This window comes from Streptomyces carpinensis (genome assembly GCF_002154505.1).
Lineage (GTDB): Bacteria > Actinomycetota > Actinomycetes > Streptomycetales > Streptomycetaceae > Streptomyces > Streptomyces carpinensis.
Map to the genome: position 1 here is coordinate 1 of NZ_MUBM01000211.1, position 16,426 is coordinate 16,426.

The window sequence follows — 16,426 nt, forward strand, 5'->3', positions numbered from 1 at the left end:
ACGCGGCGGCGGCCCGGCGGGCGGGCCGTGCCTGGGGCAGACGGGCCGTGGTCACCGGCACCGCCCTCGCCGTCGTCACCGTCGCCGTCGCCGTGCTGGCCGCCACCCACCCCCTTCCCGGCACCGGCGGCGCGGGCTCCACGGCCGCCTCCGGCCCCTCCGGGCCGCCGCCCGCCTCCGCCTCCGCCTCCGGGAGCCGGACCGGGGGTGCCACTGCGCCGCCGTCCCCGTCCCCCACCTCCGTGTCCCCCTCGGCCACGGCGACCGGCCTGCCGTCCGGCTTCCGCGTCTACCGCGCCCCCGAGGGGTTCTCGGTCGCCCTGCCCACCGGGTGGCAGCGGCTGAGCACCACACGCGCGCCCGAGCTGGCGTACCGCGTCGTCTTCGGGTCGGCCGGCGACGCCCGGACCCTCGCGGTCACGCACAGTGAGCACGTCGGGCCCGACCCGGTCGCCGTGTGGCGGGACGACGTCGTACCCGGCCTGGAGTGGCAGCCGGGCTACCGGCCGATCGGCGGCATCCGCGCTACGGCCTACCAGGGCCGCCCGGCCGCGGACATGGAGTGGCTGTCCGGGTCCGCGGACCGACGCGTGCACACCTTCGGCCGCGGTGTCCTCCTCGGCGGCCGGCGCGGCTTCTCGCTGCGCTGGACGACTCCGGCCGACGCCTTCGGCACGGCCGCGAACAGGCAGGCGCTCGAGGTGTTCCTCGGCAGCTTCCGGCCCGCCTCCGGCTGATCCGCCGTTTTCCCGCAGGTGACCCGGGGACTCGGCGGACATGGTGCAAATCGGATACACGATGATGACCGAGCAGGCCGGTCCGCGTGAGCTGGTCGACCATGTGGTGCGGGCCGAGGAGGTGGGTTTCGACTTCTCGGTGACCTCGGACCACTACTTCCCGTGGCTGCGCTCGCAGGGTCACTCGCCGTACGCGTGGAGCGTCCTCGGGGCGGCCGCCCAGGCGACCTCGCGCATCCCGCTGATGACGTACGTGACGTGTCCGACCTTCCGCTACCACCCGGCGATCGTGGCGCAGAAGGCGGCGACGGTGCAGTTGCTGTCGCAGGGCAGGTTCCGGCTGGGCCTCGGCGCCGGCGAGAACCTCAACGAGCACGTGGTGGGCGGGGGCTGGCCGTCCGTCGACGTGCGTCACGAACGGCTTCAGGAGGCCGTCGAGATCATCCGCGCACTGTTCGCGGGCGGGCACGTCACCCGTCACGGCGCGCACTTCGACGTGGAGTCGGCCCGGCTGTGGGATGTGCCGGACACCGCGCCGCCCATCGGCATCGCCGTCTCCGGCGAGCAGTCCTGCAAGATCGCCGGCCATCTCGCCGACCTCGTCATCGCCACGGAGCCGAAGGCCGGCCTGCTGCAGGCCTTCGACCGGCACGGCGGCGAGGGCAAGCCGCGGGTGGGCCAGCTTCCGGTGTGCTATGACACCGACCGGGACGCGGCGGTCAAGCGCGCGCACGCGCAGTTCCGCTGGTTCGGCAGCGGTTGGAAGGTCAACTCCGAGCTGCCGCACCCGGACTCGTTCGAGTCGGCCACCCAGTTCGTCACCCCCGACGACGTCGCCGAGTCGATCCCGTGCGGCGATGACCCGGAGGCGTTCGTCGAGGCCGTACGCCCGTTTGTCGACGCCGGGTTCACGGAGGTGGCGCTGGTGCAGATCGGCGGCGATGAGCAGGACGCGTTCCTGGACTGGTCGGCCAAGACCCTGCTGCCCGCACTGCGCGACGCCTTCGGCTGAGCGCACCGCGCCCGGGAAGACCAGCCAGGGCCGTGGCCGCGGGCCGCCTCACCGGGAGGTGTAGCGGTGCCGGGCCCACAACGGCAGCACGAACCAGCACAGCATGTACCAGGCGACCACGACCAGGACCAGCCAGGAGACGACACCGCCGTGCGTCGCCACTCTCAGGATCAGCAGCAGTGCGGCGGTCATGGTGGCGAGCAACAGGACCAGTCCGACGAAGGTCAGCCGGGATGCCCACCGCACCGCCTGGGGCTTCACCCGGCGCCCCGAGACGAGCCGGTGCAGGGACACCGGTCCGATGAGCGCGCCGGTCGCGGCGGCGCCCAGGAAGACGGTGACGATGTAGATGACCTGGTTGGTGTGGGTCAGCGTGTCGTACTTGGGCTGGAACACCACGGTGAGCAGGAAGCCGAACAGGATCTGCACACCGGTCTGGGCCACCCGCACCTCCTGGATGAGCTCCACCCACATGCGGTCGGCCCGCTCCTCCTCGGTCTCGTTGCGTCCCCGGCGTTTCGCCGCGCCGTCTCCCGCTGCCGTCACGTCGCCTCCCGATTCCCGCGGCCCGCATCCCTGGCTGCCCTCTCCTCGCGTGTGCCCCGGAGAGCGGGAATCCTGCCCGCCGAAAGGCCGACCGCCAGGGCGACGGACCCGTGGCCGACCGCTCGGACCGGCCACCGGCCCACCGGGTCGCGGTCACCCGGCAGCCGCGGCCGACGCGCTGAGCCGGAGCCTACTGACGGGCGGGGCTCACCAGCGGTCCTCCACCTGGTCCTTGATCCGCCGGTCGTAGAGGTCCCGGATCGCCGCCAGGGTCTCGTCGGTCAGCGGGGGCAGCTTGCCGGCGGCCGCGTTGGCGCGGGCCTGTTCCGGGGAACGGGCACCGGGGATCACGGTGGTGACGCCGGGCTGCTGGATGATCCAGCGCAGTGCCAGCTGGGCGGGGGTGCAGCCCTCGGGGGCCAGGGCGGCGAACTCGGCCGCGGCCTCCACGCCCGTCGCGTAGTCGACGCCGGAGAAGGTCTCGCCCTGGTCGAAGGACTGGCCGTGCCGGTTGAAGGTGCGGTGGTCGTTGGCGGGGAACACCGTGTCCTTGGTGTACTTGCCCGACAGCAGCCCGGAGGCGAGCGGTACGCGGGCGATGATGCCGACACCGGCCTCGCGCGCGGCCGGGAGCACCTCGCGCAGGGGCTTCATGCGGAACGGGTTGAGGATGATCTGCACACTGGCCACGTTCGGCCGGGCGATCGCGGTCAGGGCCTCCGCGCAGGTCTCGACGCTGACGCCGTACGCGGCGATCCGCTCCTCCTCGACGAGGGTGTCCAGCGCGTCGAACACCGCGTCGGTGGAGTACACGGGTGTCGGCGGGCAGTGCAGCTGCACCAGGTCGATGCGGTCGACGCCCAGGTTGCGGCGGGAACGGTCGTTCCAGGCGCGGAAGTTGTCCAGGACGTAGTTCTCCGGGATCTGCTCGACGCGGCGGCCCATCTTGGTCGCGACCAGCACATGCAGGTCCGGCCGGGAGCTGAGGAAGGTGGCGATGGTCGCCTCGCTGCGCCCGTCGCCGTAGACGTCGGCCGTGTCGAAGAAGGTCACGCCCGACTCGGCGGCGGCCTCCAGCACGGCGAGTGCTTCCTTGTCTTCGACGTCGCCCCAGTCGGCGCCCAGTTGCCAGGTGCCGAGTCCGACGACCGAGGCGTGCTGCTGCGACCTGCCGAATTCACGTTCGTCCATGGCGCCAGTCTGGCACCCGTGCCGGGCCCCCGCGGCACCGGCCACCCGGCCGCTCCGGTCCCTCACCCGCGCAGGGGCGTCACCCGGGTCGGAGCCGGATCAGGGCGGACGGGGCGGCTCGAGCCGTCGCCCGCCGTCGTGTCCGGCACCCCGCTATCCGGCGGCCGCCGTGCGGCACTCCGGGTGGCCCCAGCCCTGGTCGTTCTTGGCGATGGACTCACCGGCCGCGTAGGACCGGCCGCACACACACCGGCCGGGGAACTTGGCCTTGATCGTGCGGGACGAGGATCCCGCGGCGCCGGCGCCTGCCCGTGCCGTCCTGGTCCCGTTCGCGCGGCGACGCGACCCGGCGGACGCCGGGGCGGTGGGCGCGGGCGGCGGCTCCGAGGAGCCGAGGGCGCTGCCGGCGGCCAGCTGTGCGGTCGCCGCCTGGCTGGCGGCCCGGTCGGCGAAGTCGTTCAGGGGATCGCCGTCGACCTGGTGGGCGGGTACATAGCGGAAGTCGACGGTACGGCCGTCGAGCAGCTCGTCGATCCGCACGACCAGCTCCTGGTTGGCGACCGGCTTGCCGGCGGCCGTCTTCCAGCCGTTGCGCTTCCAGCCGGGCAGCCAGGTGGTGACCGCCTTCATCGCGTACTGCGAGTCCATGCGGACCTCGAGCGGCACATCGGGGTCGGTCGCGGTGAGGAGCCGCTCCAGCGCGGTGAGTTCGGCGACGTTGTTGGTCGCGGTGCCGAGCGGGCCCGCCTCCCAGCGGGCCGGGGTCTCGGCGTCCTCGGAGACCACCCACGCCCAGCCCGCCGGACCCGGATTTCCCTTCGAGGCCCCGTCGCACGCGGCCACCACTCGTTCACGCATGCCCCCGATCATGCCACGCCCACCCGAGCCCCTGCGCCGGACCGGGGCGGCGGCCGGAACGGGAGCGCGCCGAGCCGGGGAGCCGCCGCCTCCACGCCCGGGGCCCGGCACACTCCGGGACTGCGAGCTCTTGGGCCGGGGTACGAGCCCCGTCTCGGACGGTTTGGCCGGGTGCGGGCCCGGTCTCGGAGGACTTGGCCGGGTACGCCCCGGGGCTGGGAGCGCCTTGGGCCGGGTGCGGGCCCGGTCTCGGACGGCTTGGGCCGGGTACGGCGCCGGTCTCGGAGCCGCTGGGGAGACCCCGGATCGGGGATCGATCCGGCCTGAGGGCGGCCGGGGTCCGGGAACGGCTTCGCCCAGGGAAACGGCAGGTCCGGGAGCGGCCCGAGCCCGGAAGTCGCCCGGGTTGGGGCCCAGGCCCTGTCGTCGAACTCCCCTCTGCCCAGCGACGCCATGCAGTGCCGGGCCCCGCGCGCCCGCATGATCCAAACGAGAGGCCCTACGGGATCTCCTTGGCCTGGGGCTTCTCTCCCTGGCTCGTGGTGACGTCGATCACGGAGAAGCTCGCGCCCTGGGGGTCGGTGAGGGCCGCGACCCGGCCGAAGGGGCTGTCCGCCGGGCCGAACCGCAGGACACCGCTGCGCTCGGTCGCGGTGGCCACCGCGGCGTCGCAGTCGGCGACCATGAAGTACACGTTGACGTACGACGGCACCTCGGGCGGGAAGTCGTCCGTCATCCTCATGCGGCCGAGGACCGCGCCGCCGCCCGCGTGGAACTCACGGAAGTCGATCGCCGCGTCGTCGAGCTGCTTCGCGGTGTACCCGAACACCGCGGTGAGGAAGGGGTCCGTCTTCTCGGGCTCGCGGGTGACGACCTCGGCCCAGCAGTAGGCGCCCGGCTCCCCGGTGGCCTCGAAACCCTCGTGGCGGCCGGCCTGCCACACACCGAACACCGCACCACCGGGCTCGCGGGCCAGGCACATGGTGCCGAGGTCGCCGATCCGCATCGGTTCCATCAGCACCTCGCCGGCCTGTTCGCGGATTCGGCGGGCCGTGGCGGCAGCGTCGGGCGAGGCCAGGTAGAGGCACCACTGCGACTGCCCTTCCTGCCCGGGCATCGGCGGCACGACGGCGGCCACCGCCTTGCCGTTCACATAGGCCTGGGTGTAGTTGCCGTACGCCGAGGACGACTCGCCGAAGGTCCAGCCGAGGACCTCGCCGTAGAAGTTCTTGGCCGCCTCGACGTCGGTGAACATCGCGTCGGCCCAGCAGGGGGTTCCCTCGGGTCGTACCGCCATGGCGGGGCCCCTCTCCCGTTCGATGGCTCGGTGGCTTCCCGGTTCACACGCTAGCCACACCCGGGGCGGGTCGCGCGCCGAAGAAACGCCCTCGCCGCCGGCCCGCCCGGGCGGAGCCCTCGCGGTGGTGCAACTCGGGTCCCCGGCATGATCCGAACGAGAGGCCCCGAGTCCTCGCCCGGCGGCCGGCCCACTCCCCCGGATGGGTGGGCCGGCCCCGCGGCCGCCCCGCTACTCGCCCGTGTGAGCCCTCTTCAGGGCGGCGATGTCGAGCTTGCCCATCGCGAGCATCGCCCGGGTGGTGCGGGCCGCCTTCTCGGTGTCGGGGTCGCCGATCATCTCCATGAGGCCGTCCGGGATGATCTGCCAGGACACGCCGTACCTGTCCTTGAGCCAGCCGCACGGGCCGGGCTCTCCGCCGTTCTCCGTGAGCTTGGCCCAGTAGTGGTCGACCTCGTCCTGGTCCGCACAGAACATCTGGAACGAGATCGCCTCGCTGAACTTGAACTGCGGGCCGCCGTTCAGCGCGACGAACTTCTGTCCGTTGGCCGTGAACTCGACGGCGATCACTGAGCTGGCCGGTCCCGGTCCAGCCTCGGTGTAGCGGCCGACCCGGCCGATGCTGGAGTTCTTGAAGACCGAGACGTAGTAGTCGGCTGCCTCCTCGGCCTGGCCGTCGAACCAGAGACAGGTGGTGAATCCTTCGGTGGCCACGGGTTCCTCCTGAGGTGTGGGACACGGTCATCTGTATCGACCGGTCCGGGCTGCGGAACTCATCGCTCTTCGGGGAATCCACGGGAATCAATTCGGACGGCTCCCTGGACGGCGCGAACTAGCATCCGGCCATGACGACGTCACCGCCGCCCACCGACGGCATCCGGCCCTTCCGCCTCGCGATCCCGCAGAGCGACCTCGACGACCTGCACGACCGGCTCGACCGCACCCGCCGGCCGGACGACCTGCCCGGCGCCGGATGGGACTACGGCGTGCCCGGCGACTACCTGCGCGACCTCGTGCGGCACTGGCGGCACGCCTACGACTGGCGGGCTGCCGAGGCGCGACTGAACGAGTGGCCGCAGTTCACCACCACCATCGACGGGGCGAACGTCCACTTCGCGCACATCCGCTCCCCCGAGCCCGACGCCACCCCGCTGATCGTCACCCACGGCTGGCCGGGGTCGATCGTCGAGTTCCTGGACGTCGTCGGGCCGCTCGCCGACCCGGCCGCACACGGTGGCGACCCCGCCGACGCGTTCCACGTCGTCGTACCGAGCATCCCGGGCTTCGGACTGTCAGGGCCGACGACCGACCGGGGCTGGGAGGCCGGCCGGGTCGCCGACGCGTGGGCCGACCTGATGCGGCGGCTCGGCTACGAGCGGTTCGGCGCCCAGGGCGGGGACTGGGGCGCGGCGATCTCCCGGGAGCTGGGCCGCGCCCACCCCGATCGGGTGATCGGTGTCCACCTCAACCTGTTGCCGGGGGCGCAGCAGGCCACCGAGCCGACCGAGGCGGAGCTGGCCGCGCTCGGCCCCGAAGAGCGTGAACGCACCCTCGCCTCGTGGCGCCGCTGGGCGGCCTGGCAGCGGGAGAGCGCGGGGTACGCGATCCTCAACTCCACCCGCCCGCAGACCCTGGCGTACGCCCTCACCGACTCCCCGGTCGGCCAACTCGCCTGGATCGTCGAGAAGTTCCGGGAGTGGACGGACTCCGAGGAGCTGCCCGAGGAGGCCGTCGACCGGGACCTGCTGCTCACCAACGTCATGCTGTACTGGCTGACCGGGACCGCCGGTTCCGCGGCCCGGATCTACTACGAGCGGGCCCACGCCGGCTCGCGCCGGGCCGCCGCGCCGGCCCAACCGTCGACCGTGCCGACCGGGCTCGCCGTCTTCCCGGCCGAACCCCAGGTTCCGCTGCGGCACAGGGCGGAGCGCACGGAGAACATCGTGCGGTGGACCGAGTTCGACCGGGGCGGGCACTTCGCGGCGATGGAGGAGCCGGACCTGCTGGTCGCGGACGTGCGGGCGTTCTTCCGGCAGCTGCGCGAGAAGGGCTGAGGCCGCGGCCTCAGGACGCCGTGCGAGGCGCTCTGCCCGTGGCGAATCTGCCGCGGGCAGAGAAACCGCATCGGCCGGCCCGTCGCGGTCGACAGTGAAGTCGACGGCATCCACGCCACGACGAGGAGATTCGATGACTCCACTGATCACCGCGCACTCGCCACGCTCGGAGGAGGGCGACACACCGCCCAGCCGCTTCGACGACCATCTGGCGGCCCAACTCCTCACCCAGCGGATCGTGTTCCTGGGCACCCAGGTCGACGAGGTGTCGGCCAACCGGGTGTGCGCGCAGTTGCTGCTGTTGTCGGCCGAGGACCCCCGCACCGACATCAGCCTGTACATCAACAGCCCCGGCGGGTCCGTCACCGCGGGCCTGGCCATTTACGACACGATGCGGCTCATCCCGAACGACGTCTCGACGCTGGCCATGGGGTTCGCGGCGAGCATGGGGCAGTTCCTGCTCACCGTGGGGACCCGTGGCAAGCGGTTCGCGCTGCCGCACGCGCGGATCATGATGCACCAGCCGTCGGCCGGGATCGGCGGTACCACCGCGGACATCGAGATCCAGGCGGAGAACCTGGAGCACACCAAGCGGACCATCGAGCGGCTCACCGCCGAGCACACCGGTCAGAGCGAGGAGACGATCTCACGCGACGGCGACCGGGACCGCTGGTTCACGGCCGAGCAGGCCAGGGAGTACGGGATGGTGGACCGGGTGGTGGAGTCGCTTGCCGACGTCCGTCCGGCCACGTCGCGCCGACGGATGGGGTTGTGACATGGGGTCGTACACGGTTCCGTACGTGATCGAGCGGACCGCGCAGGGCGAGCGGTCGTACGACGTGTTCAGCCGGCTGCTGAACGAGCGGATCATCTTTCTCGGCACCGAGATCGACGACGGCGTCGCCAACGTCGTCATCGCGCAACTCCTCCATCTGGAGTCCGCGAACCCGGAGCACGAGATCTCGATCTACCTCAACTCGCCCGGCGGCTCGTTCACTTCGCTGATGGCCATCTACGACACGATGACGTTCGTGCAGTCGCCCATCTCCACGTTCTGCGTGGGGCAGGCGGCCTCCACCGCGGCGGTGCTGCTGGCCGGCGGGGACCCGGGGCGGCGGTTCGTGCTGGAGCACGCGCGCGTGCTGCTGGGGCAGCCGGCCAGCGGCGGCCGGCAGGGCACGGTCTCCGATCTCGCGCTACAGGCCAAGGAGATGGTCCGGATCCGCTCCCAGGTCGAGGAGGTGCTGTCCCGGCACACCGGGCACGCCCCCGAGTCCCTGCGCGCCGACATGGACCGCGACAAGGTGTTCAGTGCCCATGAGGCGGTGGCCTACGGGCTGGCCGACGAGGTACTGAGCCGGCGCCTCGCGATGGTGGCCTGAGACGCCGGCCGCACGGGCGGGGCGGGGTTCGCGGGGGCTGTCGGGCCGTCGGCTGTCGGCCGGCCCGACAGCTCTAGGCCCTGTGTCAAACTCCTGTCTGCCCAGCGACGCCGTGCACGCTCCCCCACTGCCTTGACGGCGCGGGAGGCGCCCCCACTCGCCGCACCGGGACCAGGCCCGAGTACAAATCAGTACGAGGGCCGTGCCCGGCACACCGAGAGCACGCACCTGCCGCCGCAGGGCCCGCCCTCCGGGCGGACGACGGGACTTTGACGACAGGACCTAGGAGCATGCTGGCTGTCGGGCCGTCAGGCCGCCAGGCACAGGCCGTCGATGCGGGAGGTGGACGTGGCCCGGCCGCGGCCCGCGGTCCTGCTGGTGAGACGGACCAGCTCGCCCTGCGCCAGCGACAGCAGGTCGCCCAGGCCGAGTCCGAGGGCCTGGGCCGCGGCCGCGAGGACCTCCGAGGATGCCTCCTTGCGGCCGCGCTCGATCTCCGACAGATACGGCATGGAGATGCGCGCGGCCTCGGCGACGTCCTTCAGCGTGCGTTCCTGGGCGAGCCGCTGACGGCGCAGCACGTCGCCGACGAGGTCGCGCCACAGGGGCTCGCGGGGGGCCGTCGGCGCGCTCCGGTCGGCGGGGCGGCCGGTCACCGGCCGTTCGACGACCGGGTGGGCGGAGGCCGGCCGTGCGAGGGCCGGACGGGCGGGCGTCTGACGGCTGTTCTCCGGGCGTGCTGCCGGCGGGCGCAGCGGGATGACGCGGGCTGGGTTCGGCGCTTGGTTGCTCACCTCTTCAGACTAGGCGCCACGAACGCCCGTGGAAGGGGACGGCGTTCCGCCCTGGGTGAATCACCTGCACGGAAGAGGACGTACGAGCGCCGTGCATGGGTTCCGGCGCTCTGGGTACCCGATGGTGACCGAACCGTGACTTTCGTGGAGGGGAAATGGACACCGCCGTGATCCGGTCCGAGGCAGCGATCGAGGAGACCGCGGGAAACCGGACGGACGGAGCACCGCTCCCGGCGGTCGCGAATCCGCGGTCCATCGCCCCCCGGGACGCGCGCGAGCTCTCCCGCCACTTCTTCCGGCGGCTGACCGAGCTCGAAGAGGGCACTCACGAACACCAGTACGCGCGCAACGTCCTCATCGAGATGAACATGTCGCTGGTGCGGTTCGCGGCCGGCCGGTTCCGCAACCGCAGTGACGACATGGAAGACATCGTCCAGACCGGGATGATCGGCCTGATCAAGGCCATCGACCGGTTCGAGCTGTCGCGTGAGGTGGAGTTCACGTCGTTCGCGCTGCCCTACATCGTCGGTGAGATCAAGCGGTTCTTCCGGGACACCACCTGGGCGGTGCACGTGCCGCGGCGGCTGCAGGAGCTGCGCGTGGAGCTGGCCAGGGCGCGCGAGGAGCTCTCCAGCCGCCTGGACCGGGAGCCGACCGTCGCCGAGCTCGCGACGTTGATGAACCTCACCGAGCAGGAAGTGGTGGAGGGGCAGCTGGCGTCCAACGGCTACAACTCCGCCTCGCTGGACGCCGCGCTCACCGGTGACGGACCCGAGGACGGAGAAGCGGTGCTCGCCGACTTCATCGGCGTGGAGGAGCACGGCATCAGGCTCGTCGAGGACCTCCACTCGCTGGCGCCGCTGGTGGCCGAACTGGGAGAACGGGACAGGCAGATCATCCATATGCGGTTCGTGGAGGAGGCCACCCAGGCGGAGATCGGCGAACGGCTCGGCTGCTCGCAGATGCACGTCTCCCGGCTGATCAAGCGCATCCTGACGCAGCTGCGGCAGGGCATGCTGGGCGAGATGGGCTGCGCCTGAGGCGTCGCCCCACGGGCTCAGTCGCGTCCGAGGTGCACCAGGGCCCGTACCCGCTTGCCCACCGGAACCCGTTCCGCGCTGACCTCGTCCGCCAGGGCGTGCACGATCTCCAGGCCGTGCCGGCCGATGCGCTCGGGGTCGCGCGGGTAGCGCAGCGGCAGAGCGACGCTGCTGTCGTAGACGCACACGCTCACCGCGGCGTCCGTGCCTTCCAGCTCCAGAATGTACGGACCGTCGCTGTGCCGGTCGGCGTTGGTGATCAGCTCGCTCACCACCAGGAGCAGGGCCTCGCCGGAGCGGCGGCCGATCACCGCGCACCATTCGGTCCTGAGCTGGTCGAGGAAGTGCGCGGCGAAGGAGCGCGCGTCGGCGATGCAGCCGGGCTCCCCGGTGTAGTGCGTCGTCCGCCGAAGCGGTTCCACGGGAACGTCGAAGCCAGTGCGTATCGCTGCCTCGTCCGGGTGCTCGATCATGCGTTTCTCTCTCGGAAGCCGGTACGACCGGACGCTACTGCACATGTCCTGATACCCACGGCTACGCCCGCCAGTCCCCGCCGGGCGGCGGCAGGCCGACAAGGCTGTCGGGCCGGGACCAGACGAACCCGGCCGGCGGGCAGACGGACGGCTGGGCGGGCAGGCGGACCGGGCGGGCAGGAAGGCGCGGACGGACCTCCCGACGGGCGTACCGGCGCCGCGGTGCCTAGCGTGACAGCGTGAGCCCCGCGAGCCCCTCCGCTCCGCCGGCCGCCCCCCACGGCCGGTTCCTTCACAGCTGGGCACAGGCCCTCGCCACGGTGCTGGCCGCGCTGCTGGCCATGTGTGTGGTCGCCGCGCTGGGGCTGTGGGCGGCCGGGGCCGGGAACCTGCCCGACAACGCCTTCCCACGGGTCGTCGCCGCGACCGTGGTGACGGCGGTCGGCGGCAGCATGGAGCTCTCGGGGAACGCGGGCGCGCTCGCCGAGACGCACGCCGGGGTCACGGTGATGCCGCTGTCGGTCACGCTCGTCGGAGCGCTCGCCGTCGGCGTCGGCTTCCTGCGCCCGCTGCGGCGGCAACGGACGGCGACGACGCGAGGTCCTGTCCGGGCGGGTGAGCTGGCCTGGTCGGCCGCCCGGATCGCCGTACTGTGGCTGGCGGCGCTGGTCGGCCTGGCGTTCGCCGCCCGCCAGACCTTCGCCATCGACCTCGGCAACGGAGTGCTCGGCGCCATCGGCCAGCTGTTCGGCGCCGAGCCCGAGGTCGGCTTCACCACACACGTGCCGCTGACCGTCGGCTTCGGGCTGCTCTGGCTGCTGGGCGTGCTGCTGATCGCGCTGCTCGTGGCCCGCGACGTGCCGTTGCCGGAGCGGGCAGCGCGCTTCCGGGCATGGGCGTGTCCGCCAGCGTACGCCATGGTCGCCCTGCTGCTCGTGTACGTGGTTGTGGGCCTGGTCATCGGGCTGGTGACGGCGGGGACGCGCGGGCACCCGGCGGAGACCTTCGCCCTGATCCTGCTCGGGCTGCCGAACCTGACCTGGCCGGCCTTCACGATCGGGCTGGGCGCCACCTGGAACGGCCGCGTGGACGGCCCCTTCGGACTGCCGGTTCCGCACCTGCTCGACGAGGTGCTGCGCACCCCGGACGTGTCCACGCTCAACCTGAGCACTCTCGCCGAGCACGACGGCCGGGTGTGGTGGCTGGTGGTGATCGATGTCGTGCTGGTGCTCGCCGCCGCATACTTCGCGGCGGCCCGTGCCCCGGCCCGGGTGCGCCCGTGGCAGCACGCGGTGCGGATGGCGGTCGCCCTGGTGCTGACGGTGCTGATGATCTGCCTCGCGGGCCGGATCTCCGCCCACTACGGGCTGTCGCTCCTCGGCATCGGCAATGTGGGCGGCGGCCTCTCCGGGGAACTGCTGCTGCGGCCCCGGCTGTGGGGCGCCCTCGGCATCGCCGCGCTGTGGGGCCTGGTCAGCGGATTCCTGGGCGCCCTGGCAACCCTCTTGGTGGGCCACCGGAGCGAGGGCCCACCGGACTCGGCAGGCCCCTCCACCCCACCCGGCCCGGCCGACCGCAGCGGCGCACCCCACGTGTAGCACGACACGGCACCCCGCCCCGAGCCGAGCGGGCGCCCACGTCGGGGCCACGTGGCCGACCGCGCGCCGCCGGGGCGGAGCCGTCAGGCCATCGGCAGGACGAGGGCCGGGACGGTCCGCTGCATGCGCAGGGCGTCCACCGACTCCGCGAGGAGCTCGTACTCGGTGGTGTCGTCGCCCGCGGCGATCCGCACCAGCCGTCCCTCGGCCAGCTCGTCGGCCACCAGTTCCTGCCGGACCGGGTCGGCGCACCAGGCCCGCAGGACGCCGGGCACGTCCGGCACGTCGATCGGCACCGGGGCCAGCGCGCCCGAGGGCACATACGGTGTCTCGGGGCCCGGGTCGAGCCGCTCGGCGATCCAGGAGGCGCGGTCGCGCAGCCACCACAGGGCCAGGGCGAGGGTGGGCGCCCGGTAGGTGCCGAGCGGTACGCCGACGCGGCGGCCGTCGCACACCCCGTACCCGGTGACATGGCACAGGAATTCGTCGTGCACAGCTCCTCCCCCGGTGGCGTCGTGCGCCTGCTGGTCGTGCCTCGCTCTCGGTGCGGCTCCTGTGGCTCCTGTGCGGTGAAGCGTCCCTTACCTTCGAGTATGTTCACTCCTGAAACACTGTCACCACGATTTTCCGGCCAGTCTCCTGGCACATCCGGCGCGGGGCATGGCCGAAACGACGCGAGCCCTCCGGGTGGCACGGGCGCGGGCACGATCCCGTGGTCGGCGCCATTACCCCGGCGGTAATCGCCCCATCCCCCGCGGTCCCGGCATGGTTGTCCCATCGGGTCGCCGACCACGGAGATCCGGGTCCCGACCAGTACCCAGTACCGACGCCCTCGATGGAGGCTGATTCCCCATGTCCGCACAGACCGACCGTTACGAGAGCGCCGCCGCCCGCTACCTCGAGGCGTGGAACGCGAAGGGGCCGGAGGCCCTCGGCAAGGCGGTGGCCGCCGCCTGGACCCCCGACGGCAGCTACACCGACCCCCTCGCAGACGTCAGCGGCCACGAGCAGATCACGGCCCTGATCACCGCGGCGCAGCAGCAGTTCCCCGGTTTCGTCTTCCGGCTCACCGGCACCGTGGACGGTCACCACGACACCGCCCGATTCGCCTGGGAGCTGGTGAGCGAGGCTGAGGGTGCCTCCTCCGGGGGAGGCTCCGCCCCGGTCGCCGGTTTCGACGTGATCACCCTGGACGGCGAGGACCGGATCCGTACCGTGCTGGGCTTCCTGGACCGGGTGCCGGACGGCGCCTGAGGACGTGCCGCCCGCACGAGGGGACGGGCGAAACGGCGAGCGGCCGCCCACCGGTCCAACGGTGGGCGGCCGCCTCGCGGATGCGGTGCCTACGGCTTCACGAGCGCGTCGATGCGGGCCAGCTCCTCCGCGTCGAAGTCCAGGTTGCGCACCGCGGCGACGCTGTCCTCCAGCTGCTGGGGGCTGCTCGCGCCGACGAGGGCCGAGGTCACCCGTCCGCCGCGCAGCACCCAGGCCAGCGCCAGCTGGGCCAGCGACTGCCCCCGGGACTTGGCGATCTCGTCCAGGGCGCGCAGCCTGTCCACCAGTTCCCCGGTCACCGCGTCGGAGTTGAGGAAGGGACTGTCGCCGGCCGCCCGGGAGTCCTCGGGGATGCCGTCGAGGTAACGGGCGGTGAGCAGGCCCTGCTCCAGCGGGGAGTAGGCGATGGAGCCGACCTGGAGCTCGTCGAGCGCGTCGAGGAGGCCCTCCTCCTCGGGGCGGCGGTCGAGCATCGAGTAGCGCGGCTGGTGGATCAGCAGCGGGGTGCCCAGCTCGCCGAGGATCCGGGCGGCCTCACGGGTCTGCTCCGCGGAGTAGTTGGAGACGCCGACGTACAGGGCCTTGCCCTGCTGGACCGCCGAGTGCAGGGCGCCCATCGTCTCCTCCAGCGGAGTCTCCGGGTCGGGGCGGTGCGAGTAGAAGATGTCGACGTACTCCAGGCCCATCCGCTTCAGGCTCTGGTCCAGCGAGGACAGCAGGTACTTGCGCGAGCCCCATTCGCCGTACGGGCCGGGCCACATGAGGTAGCCGGCCTTGGTGGAGATCACCAGTTCGTCGCGGTACGGCGCGAAGTCCGCCCGCAGCGCCTCGCCGAGGGCGGACTCCGCGGCGCCGGGCGGCGGGCCGTAGTTGTTGGCCAGGTCGAAGTGGGTGACGCCGAGGTCGAAGGCGCGGCGCAGGATGGCACGCTGGGTCGCCACCGGGCGGTCCGGACCGAAGTTGTGCCACAGGCCGAGCGACAACGCGGGCAGCTTCAGGCCGCTGCGCCCGGTGCGCCGGTAGGGCATGTCGGCGTAGCGGTCGGGGTGGGCGGTGTACAACGCGACTCCATGAGGGGTTGGCACGGCGATGACCGGTTCCCCGGGACACGCGGCAGCGGCGTTCCGGGGAACCGCTGTCCCACTCTCGCGCCACCTGCGGGCAGTGGTCCAACAGGAGAATCCGATGGGATTGAACGGCTAGGCTTCTCAATCATGGAACTGCGTCATCTCCAGCACTTCGTGGCCGTCGCCGAGGACCAGCACTTCACCCGGGCGGCGGAGCGCCTGATGGTGTCGCAGTCGGGCCTGTCAGCCTCGATCCGGGCGCTGGAGCGGGAATTGCGGGCCCCGCTGTTCGTGCGCACCACACGCCGGGTGACGCTCACGGAGGCCGGGCGCGCGCTGCTCGGCGAGGCGGAGCGGATCCTGGCGCAGGTCCGGGCGGCCCACGAGGCGGTGGCCGCCGTGCAGGGCGTGCTGCGCGGCACGCTGTCGCTCGGCACCGAGCAGTGCATCGCGGGGGTGGACGTGGCGGGGCTGCTCGCCGCGTTCCGGCGGCGGCATCCGGATGTGGAGATCCGGCTGCGGCAGACGGGCTCCGGAGCGCTGGCGGAGGGGGTCGCGGCAGGCCGGCTGGACCTGGCGTTCGCCTACCGGACCCAGGCGGACACCGACCAGTTGCGTTCGGTGGCTCTGGCCGGTGAACCGATGACGGTGCTGTGCCATCCCGATCACCGGTTCGCGTCGGCGGGCACGCCGCTCACGCTGGAGGCGGTGAGCGGTGAGGTCTTCGTCGACTTCCACCCGGACTGGGGGCCGCGCCGCGCCACCGACGCGGCCTTCTCCGCCGCGGGCGTGGCACGCACGGTGGCGCTGGAGGTCAACGACGTGCACAGCCTGCTCGATCTGGTCGACGAGAACCTGGGCATCGCGGTGGTTCCCCGGCATTTCCAGCACAAGCGTCCTTCGCTCACCGCGCTGCCGTTCCAGGGCGCGGGTGAGCGGTGGTACGAGACCGTCGCCCTGCTGCCGCCCGAACAGGGCACCAGTCCGGCGGCCCGCGCCCTGATCACACTCCTGGAGTCGGGGGCCTGACCGGGTCGGCGGCCCGGCACCCGAGAGTTCCGGCCGGATTCCGGACGCGGCACGGCGTGCGATGCGCCATGGT

17 protein-coding genes and 1 pseudogene are annotated in these 16,426 nt (G+C 72.5%); 9 read left to right on the forward strand and 9 right to left on the reverse strand.

From position 1 onward, the window contains the following. Positions 1-737: pseudogene (locus BZY54_RS51035) on the forward strand (serine/threonine protein kinase); the annotation flags it as partial. A 40-nt stretch (positions 738-777) separates the two neighbouring features. Then, positions 778-1,749: an LLM class F420-dependent oxidoreductase gene (locus BZY54_RS27315; protein ID WP_086727991.1), complete on the forward strand. Its 972-nt coding sequence runs from the start codon at positions 778-780 to the stop codon at positions 1,747-1,749. Between the two features lie 48 nt (positions 1,750-1,797). On the opposite strand, the gene BZY54_RS27320 is transcribed toward BZY54_RS27315, so the two are convergent. From BZY54_RS27320 to BZY54_RS27340, 5 genes are all read right to left on the reverse strand, one after another. Next, entirely contained in the window at positions 1,798-2,295 is a 498-nt protein-coding gene (locus BZY54_RS27320; RefSeq protein ID WP_086727992.1) for a DUF6328 family protein, read from the reverse strand. 207 nt (positions 2,296-2,502) lie between these two features. Next, positions 2,503-3,486 (reverse strand): aldo/keto reductase, encoded by a 984-nt coding sequence (locus tag BZY54_RS27325; protein ID WP_086727993.1) that lies wholly within the window; start codon positions 3,484-3,486, stop codon positions 2,503-2,505. Positions 3,487-3,639: 153 nt separating this feature from the next. Then, complete coding sequence (locus BZY54_RS27330) at positions 3,640-4,356, reverse strand: ribonuclease H family protein (RefSeq protein ID WP_086727994.1); 717 nt, start codon at positions 4,354-4,356, stop codon at positions 3,640-3,642. A gap of 487 nt (positions 4,357-4,843) precedes the next feature. After that, positions 4,844-5,641, reverse strand: a complete 798-nt coding sequence (locus tag BZY54_RS27335; protein WP_086727995.1) for a VOC family protein — start codon at positions 5,639-5,641, stop codon at positions 4,844-4,846. Positions 5,642-5,872: 231 nt separating this feature from the next. Beyond that, entirely contained in the window at positions 5,873-6,355 is a 483-nt protein-coding gene (locus tag BZY54_RS27340) for a VOC family protein (RefSeq protein ID WP_086727996.1), read from the reverse strand. 131 nt (positions 6,356-6,486) lie between these two features. Here BZY54_RS27340 and BZY54_RS27345 point away from each other — a divergent pair, with 131 nt between their 5' ends. The 3 genes from BZY54_RS27345 to BZY54_RS27355 all read left to right on the forward strand — a co-directional run bounded on the left by BZY54_RS27345 (position 6,487) and on the right by BZY54_RS27355 (position 9,077). Then, positions 6,487-7,695: an epoxide hydrolase family protein gene (locus BZY54_RS27345; RefSeq protein ID WP_086727997.1), complete on the forward strand. Its 1,209-nt coding sequence runs from the start codon at positions 6,487-6,489 to the stop codon at positions 7,693-7,695. A gap of 133 nt (positions 7,696-7,828) precedes the next feature. Then, the gene (locus tag BZY54_RS27350) at positions 7,829-8,470 is read left to right on the forward strand and encodes a ClpP family protease (RefSeq protein WP_086727998.1); all 642 of its coding nucleotides are present in this window, start codon (positions 7,829-7,831) and stop codon (positions 8,468-8,470) included. 1 nt (position 8,471) lies between these two features. After that, positions 8,472-9,077 (forward strand): ClpP family protease, encoded by a 606-nt coding sequence (locus tag BZY54_RS27355; RefSeq protein ID WP_086727999.1) that lies wholly within the window; start codon positions 8,472-8,474, stop codon positions 9,075-9,077. A 308-nt stretch (positions 9,078-9,385) separates the two neighbouring features. Here the strand turns inward: BZY54_RS27355 and BZY54_RS27360 are convergent, their stop codons facing one another. Beyond that, positions 9,386-9,871: a helix-turn-helix domain-containing protein gene (locus BZY54_RS27360; RefSeq protein WP_086728000.1), complete on the reverse strand. Its 486-nt coding sequence runs from the start codon at positions 9,869-9,871 to the stop codon at positions 9,386-9,388. A 155-nt stretch (positions 9,872-10,026) separates the two neighbouring features. On the opposite strand from BZY54_RS27360, the gene BZY54_RS27365 reads away from it, so the two are divergent. Continuing rightward, positions 10,027-10,911 carry an RNA polymerase sigma factor SigF gene (locus BZY54_RS27365; protein ID WP_086728001.1) on the forward strand — a complete coding sequence of 295 codons (885 nt, stop codon included), beginning with the start codon at positions 10,027-10,029 and terminating at the stop codon, positions 10,909-10,911. A 17-nt stretch (positions 10,912-10,928) separates the two neighbouring features. On the opposite strand, the gene BZY54_RS27370 is transcribed toward BZY54_RS27365, so the two are convergent. Then, positions 10,929-11,384 carry an ATP-binding protein gene (locus BZY54_RS27370; RefSeq protein ID WP_086728002.1) on the reverse strand — a complete coding sequence of 152 codons (456 nt, stop codon included), beginning with the start codon at positions 11,382-11,384 and terminating at the stop codon, positions 10,929-10,931. 239 nt (positions 11,385-11,623) lie between these two features. Between BZY54_RS27370 and BZY54_RS27375 the strand changes: the two genes are divergently transcribed. After that, the gene (locus tag BZY54_RS27375) at positions 11,624-12,982 is read left to right on the forward strand and encodes a streptophobe family protein (protein WP_425276321.1); all 1,359 of its coding nucleotides are present in this window, start codon (positions 11,624-11,626) and stop codon (positions 12,980-12,982) included. 83 nt (positions 12,983-13,065) lie between these two features. Here BZY54_RS27375 and BZY54_RS27380 read toward each other — a convergent pair whose 3' ends face one another. Then, positions 13,066-13,476 (reverse strand): hypothetical protein, encoded by a 411-nt coding sequence (locus BZY54_RS27380; RefSeq protein WP_086728003.1) that lies wholly within the window; start codon positions 13,474-13,476, stop codon positions 13,066-13,068. 358 nt (positions 13,477-13,834) lie between these two features. On the opposite strand from BZY54_RS27380, the gene BZY54_RS27385 reads away from it, so the two are divergent. Beyond that, the gene (locus BZY54_RS27385; RefSeq protein WP_086728004.1) at positions 13,835-14,236 is read left to right on the forward strand and encodes a nuclear transport factor 2 family protein; all 402 of its coding nucleotides are present in this window, start codon (positions 13,835-13,837) and stop codon (positions 14,234-14,236) included. Between the two features lie 89 nt (positions 14,237-14,325). Here the strand turns inward: BZY54_RS27385 and mgrA are convergent, their stop codons facing one another. Beyond that, entirely contained in the window at positions 14,326-15,318 is a 993-nt protein-coding gene (gene mgrA, locus BZY54_RS27390; RefSeq protein ID WP_086728005.1) for an L-glyceraldehyde 3-phosphate reductase, read from the reverse strand. Between the two features lie 153 nt (positions 15,319-15,471). Between mgrA and BZY54_RS27395 the strand changes: the two genes are divergently transcribed. Next, positions 15,472-16,353, forward strand: a complete 882-nt coding sequence (locus BZY54_RS27395) for a LysR family transcriptional regulator (RefSeq protein ID WP_086728006.1) — start codon at positions 15,472-15,474, stop codon at positions 16,351-16,353. Positions 16,354-16,426 lie beyond the last annotated feature (73 nt).

Coding starts and splice junctions, on each gene's coding strand:
- BZY54_RS27330 (WP_086727994.1), bottom strand. CDS start 4,356: ATGATCGGGGGCATGCGTGAACGAGTGGTGGCCGCGTGCGACGGGGCC.
- BZY54_RS27365 (WP_086728001.1), top strand. CDS start 10,027: ATGGACACCGCCGTGATCCGGTCCGAGGCAGCGATCGAGGAGACCGCG.
- BZY54_RS27350 (WP_086727998.1), top strand. CDS start 7,829: ATGACTCCACTGATCACCGCGCACTCGCCACGCTCGGAGGAGGGCGAC.
- BZY54_RS27335 (WP_086727995.1), bottom strand. CDS start 5,641: ATGGCGGTACGACCCGAGGGAACCCCCTGCTGGGCCGACGCGATGTTC.
- BZY54_RS27395 (WP_086728006.1), top strand. CDS start 15,472: ATGGAACTGCGTCATCTCCAGCACTTCGTGGCCGTCGCCGAGGACCAG.
- BZY54_RS27385 (WP_086728004.1), top strand. CDS start 13,835: ATGTCCGCACAGACCGACCGTTACGAGAGCGCCGCCGCCCGCTACCTC.
- BZY54_RS27355 (WP_086727999.1), top strand. CDS start 8,472: ATGGGGTCGTACACGGTTCCGTACGTGATCGAGCGGACCGCGCAGGGC.
- BZY54_RS27345 (WP_086727997.1), top strand. CDS start 6,487: ATGACGACGTCACCGCCGCCCACCGACGGCATCCGGCCCTTCCGCCTC.
- BZY54_RS27325 (WP_086727993.1), bottom strand. CDS start 3,486: ATGGACGAACGTGAATTCGGCAGGTCGCAGCAGCACGCCTCGGTCGTC.
- BZY54_RS27315 (WP_086727991.1), top strand. CDS start 778: ATGGTGCAAATCGGATACACGATGATGACCGAGCAGGCCGGTCCGCGT.
- BZY54_RS27370 (WP_086728002.1), bottom strand. CDS start 11,384: ATGATCGAGCACCCGGACGAGGCAGCGATACGCACTGGCTTCGACGTT.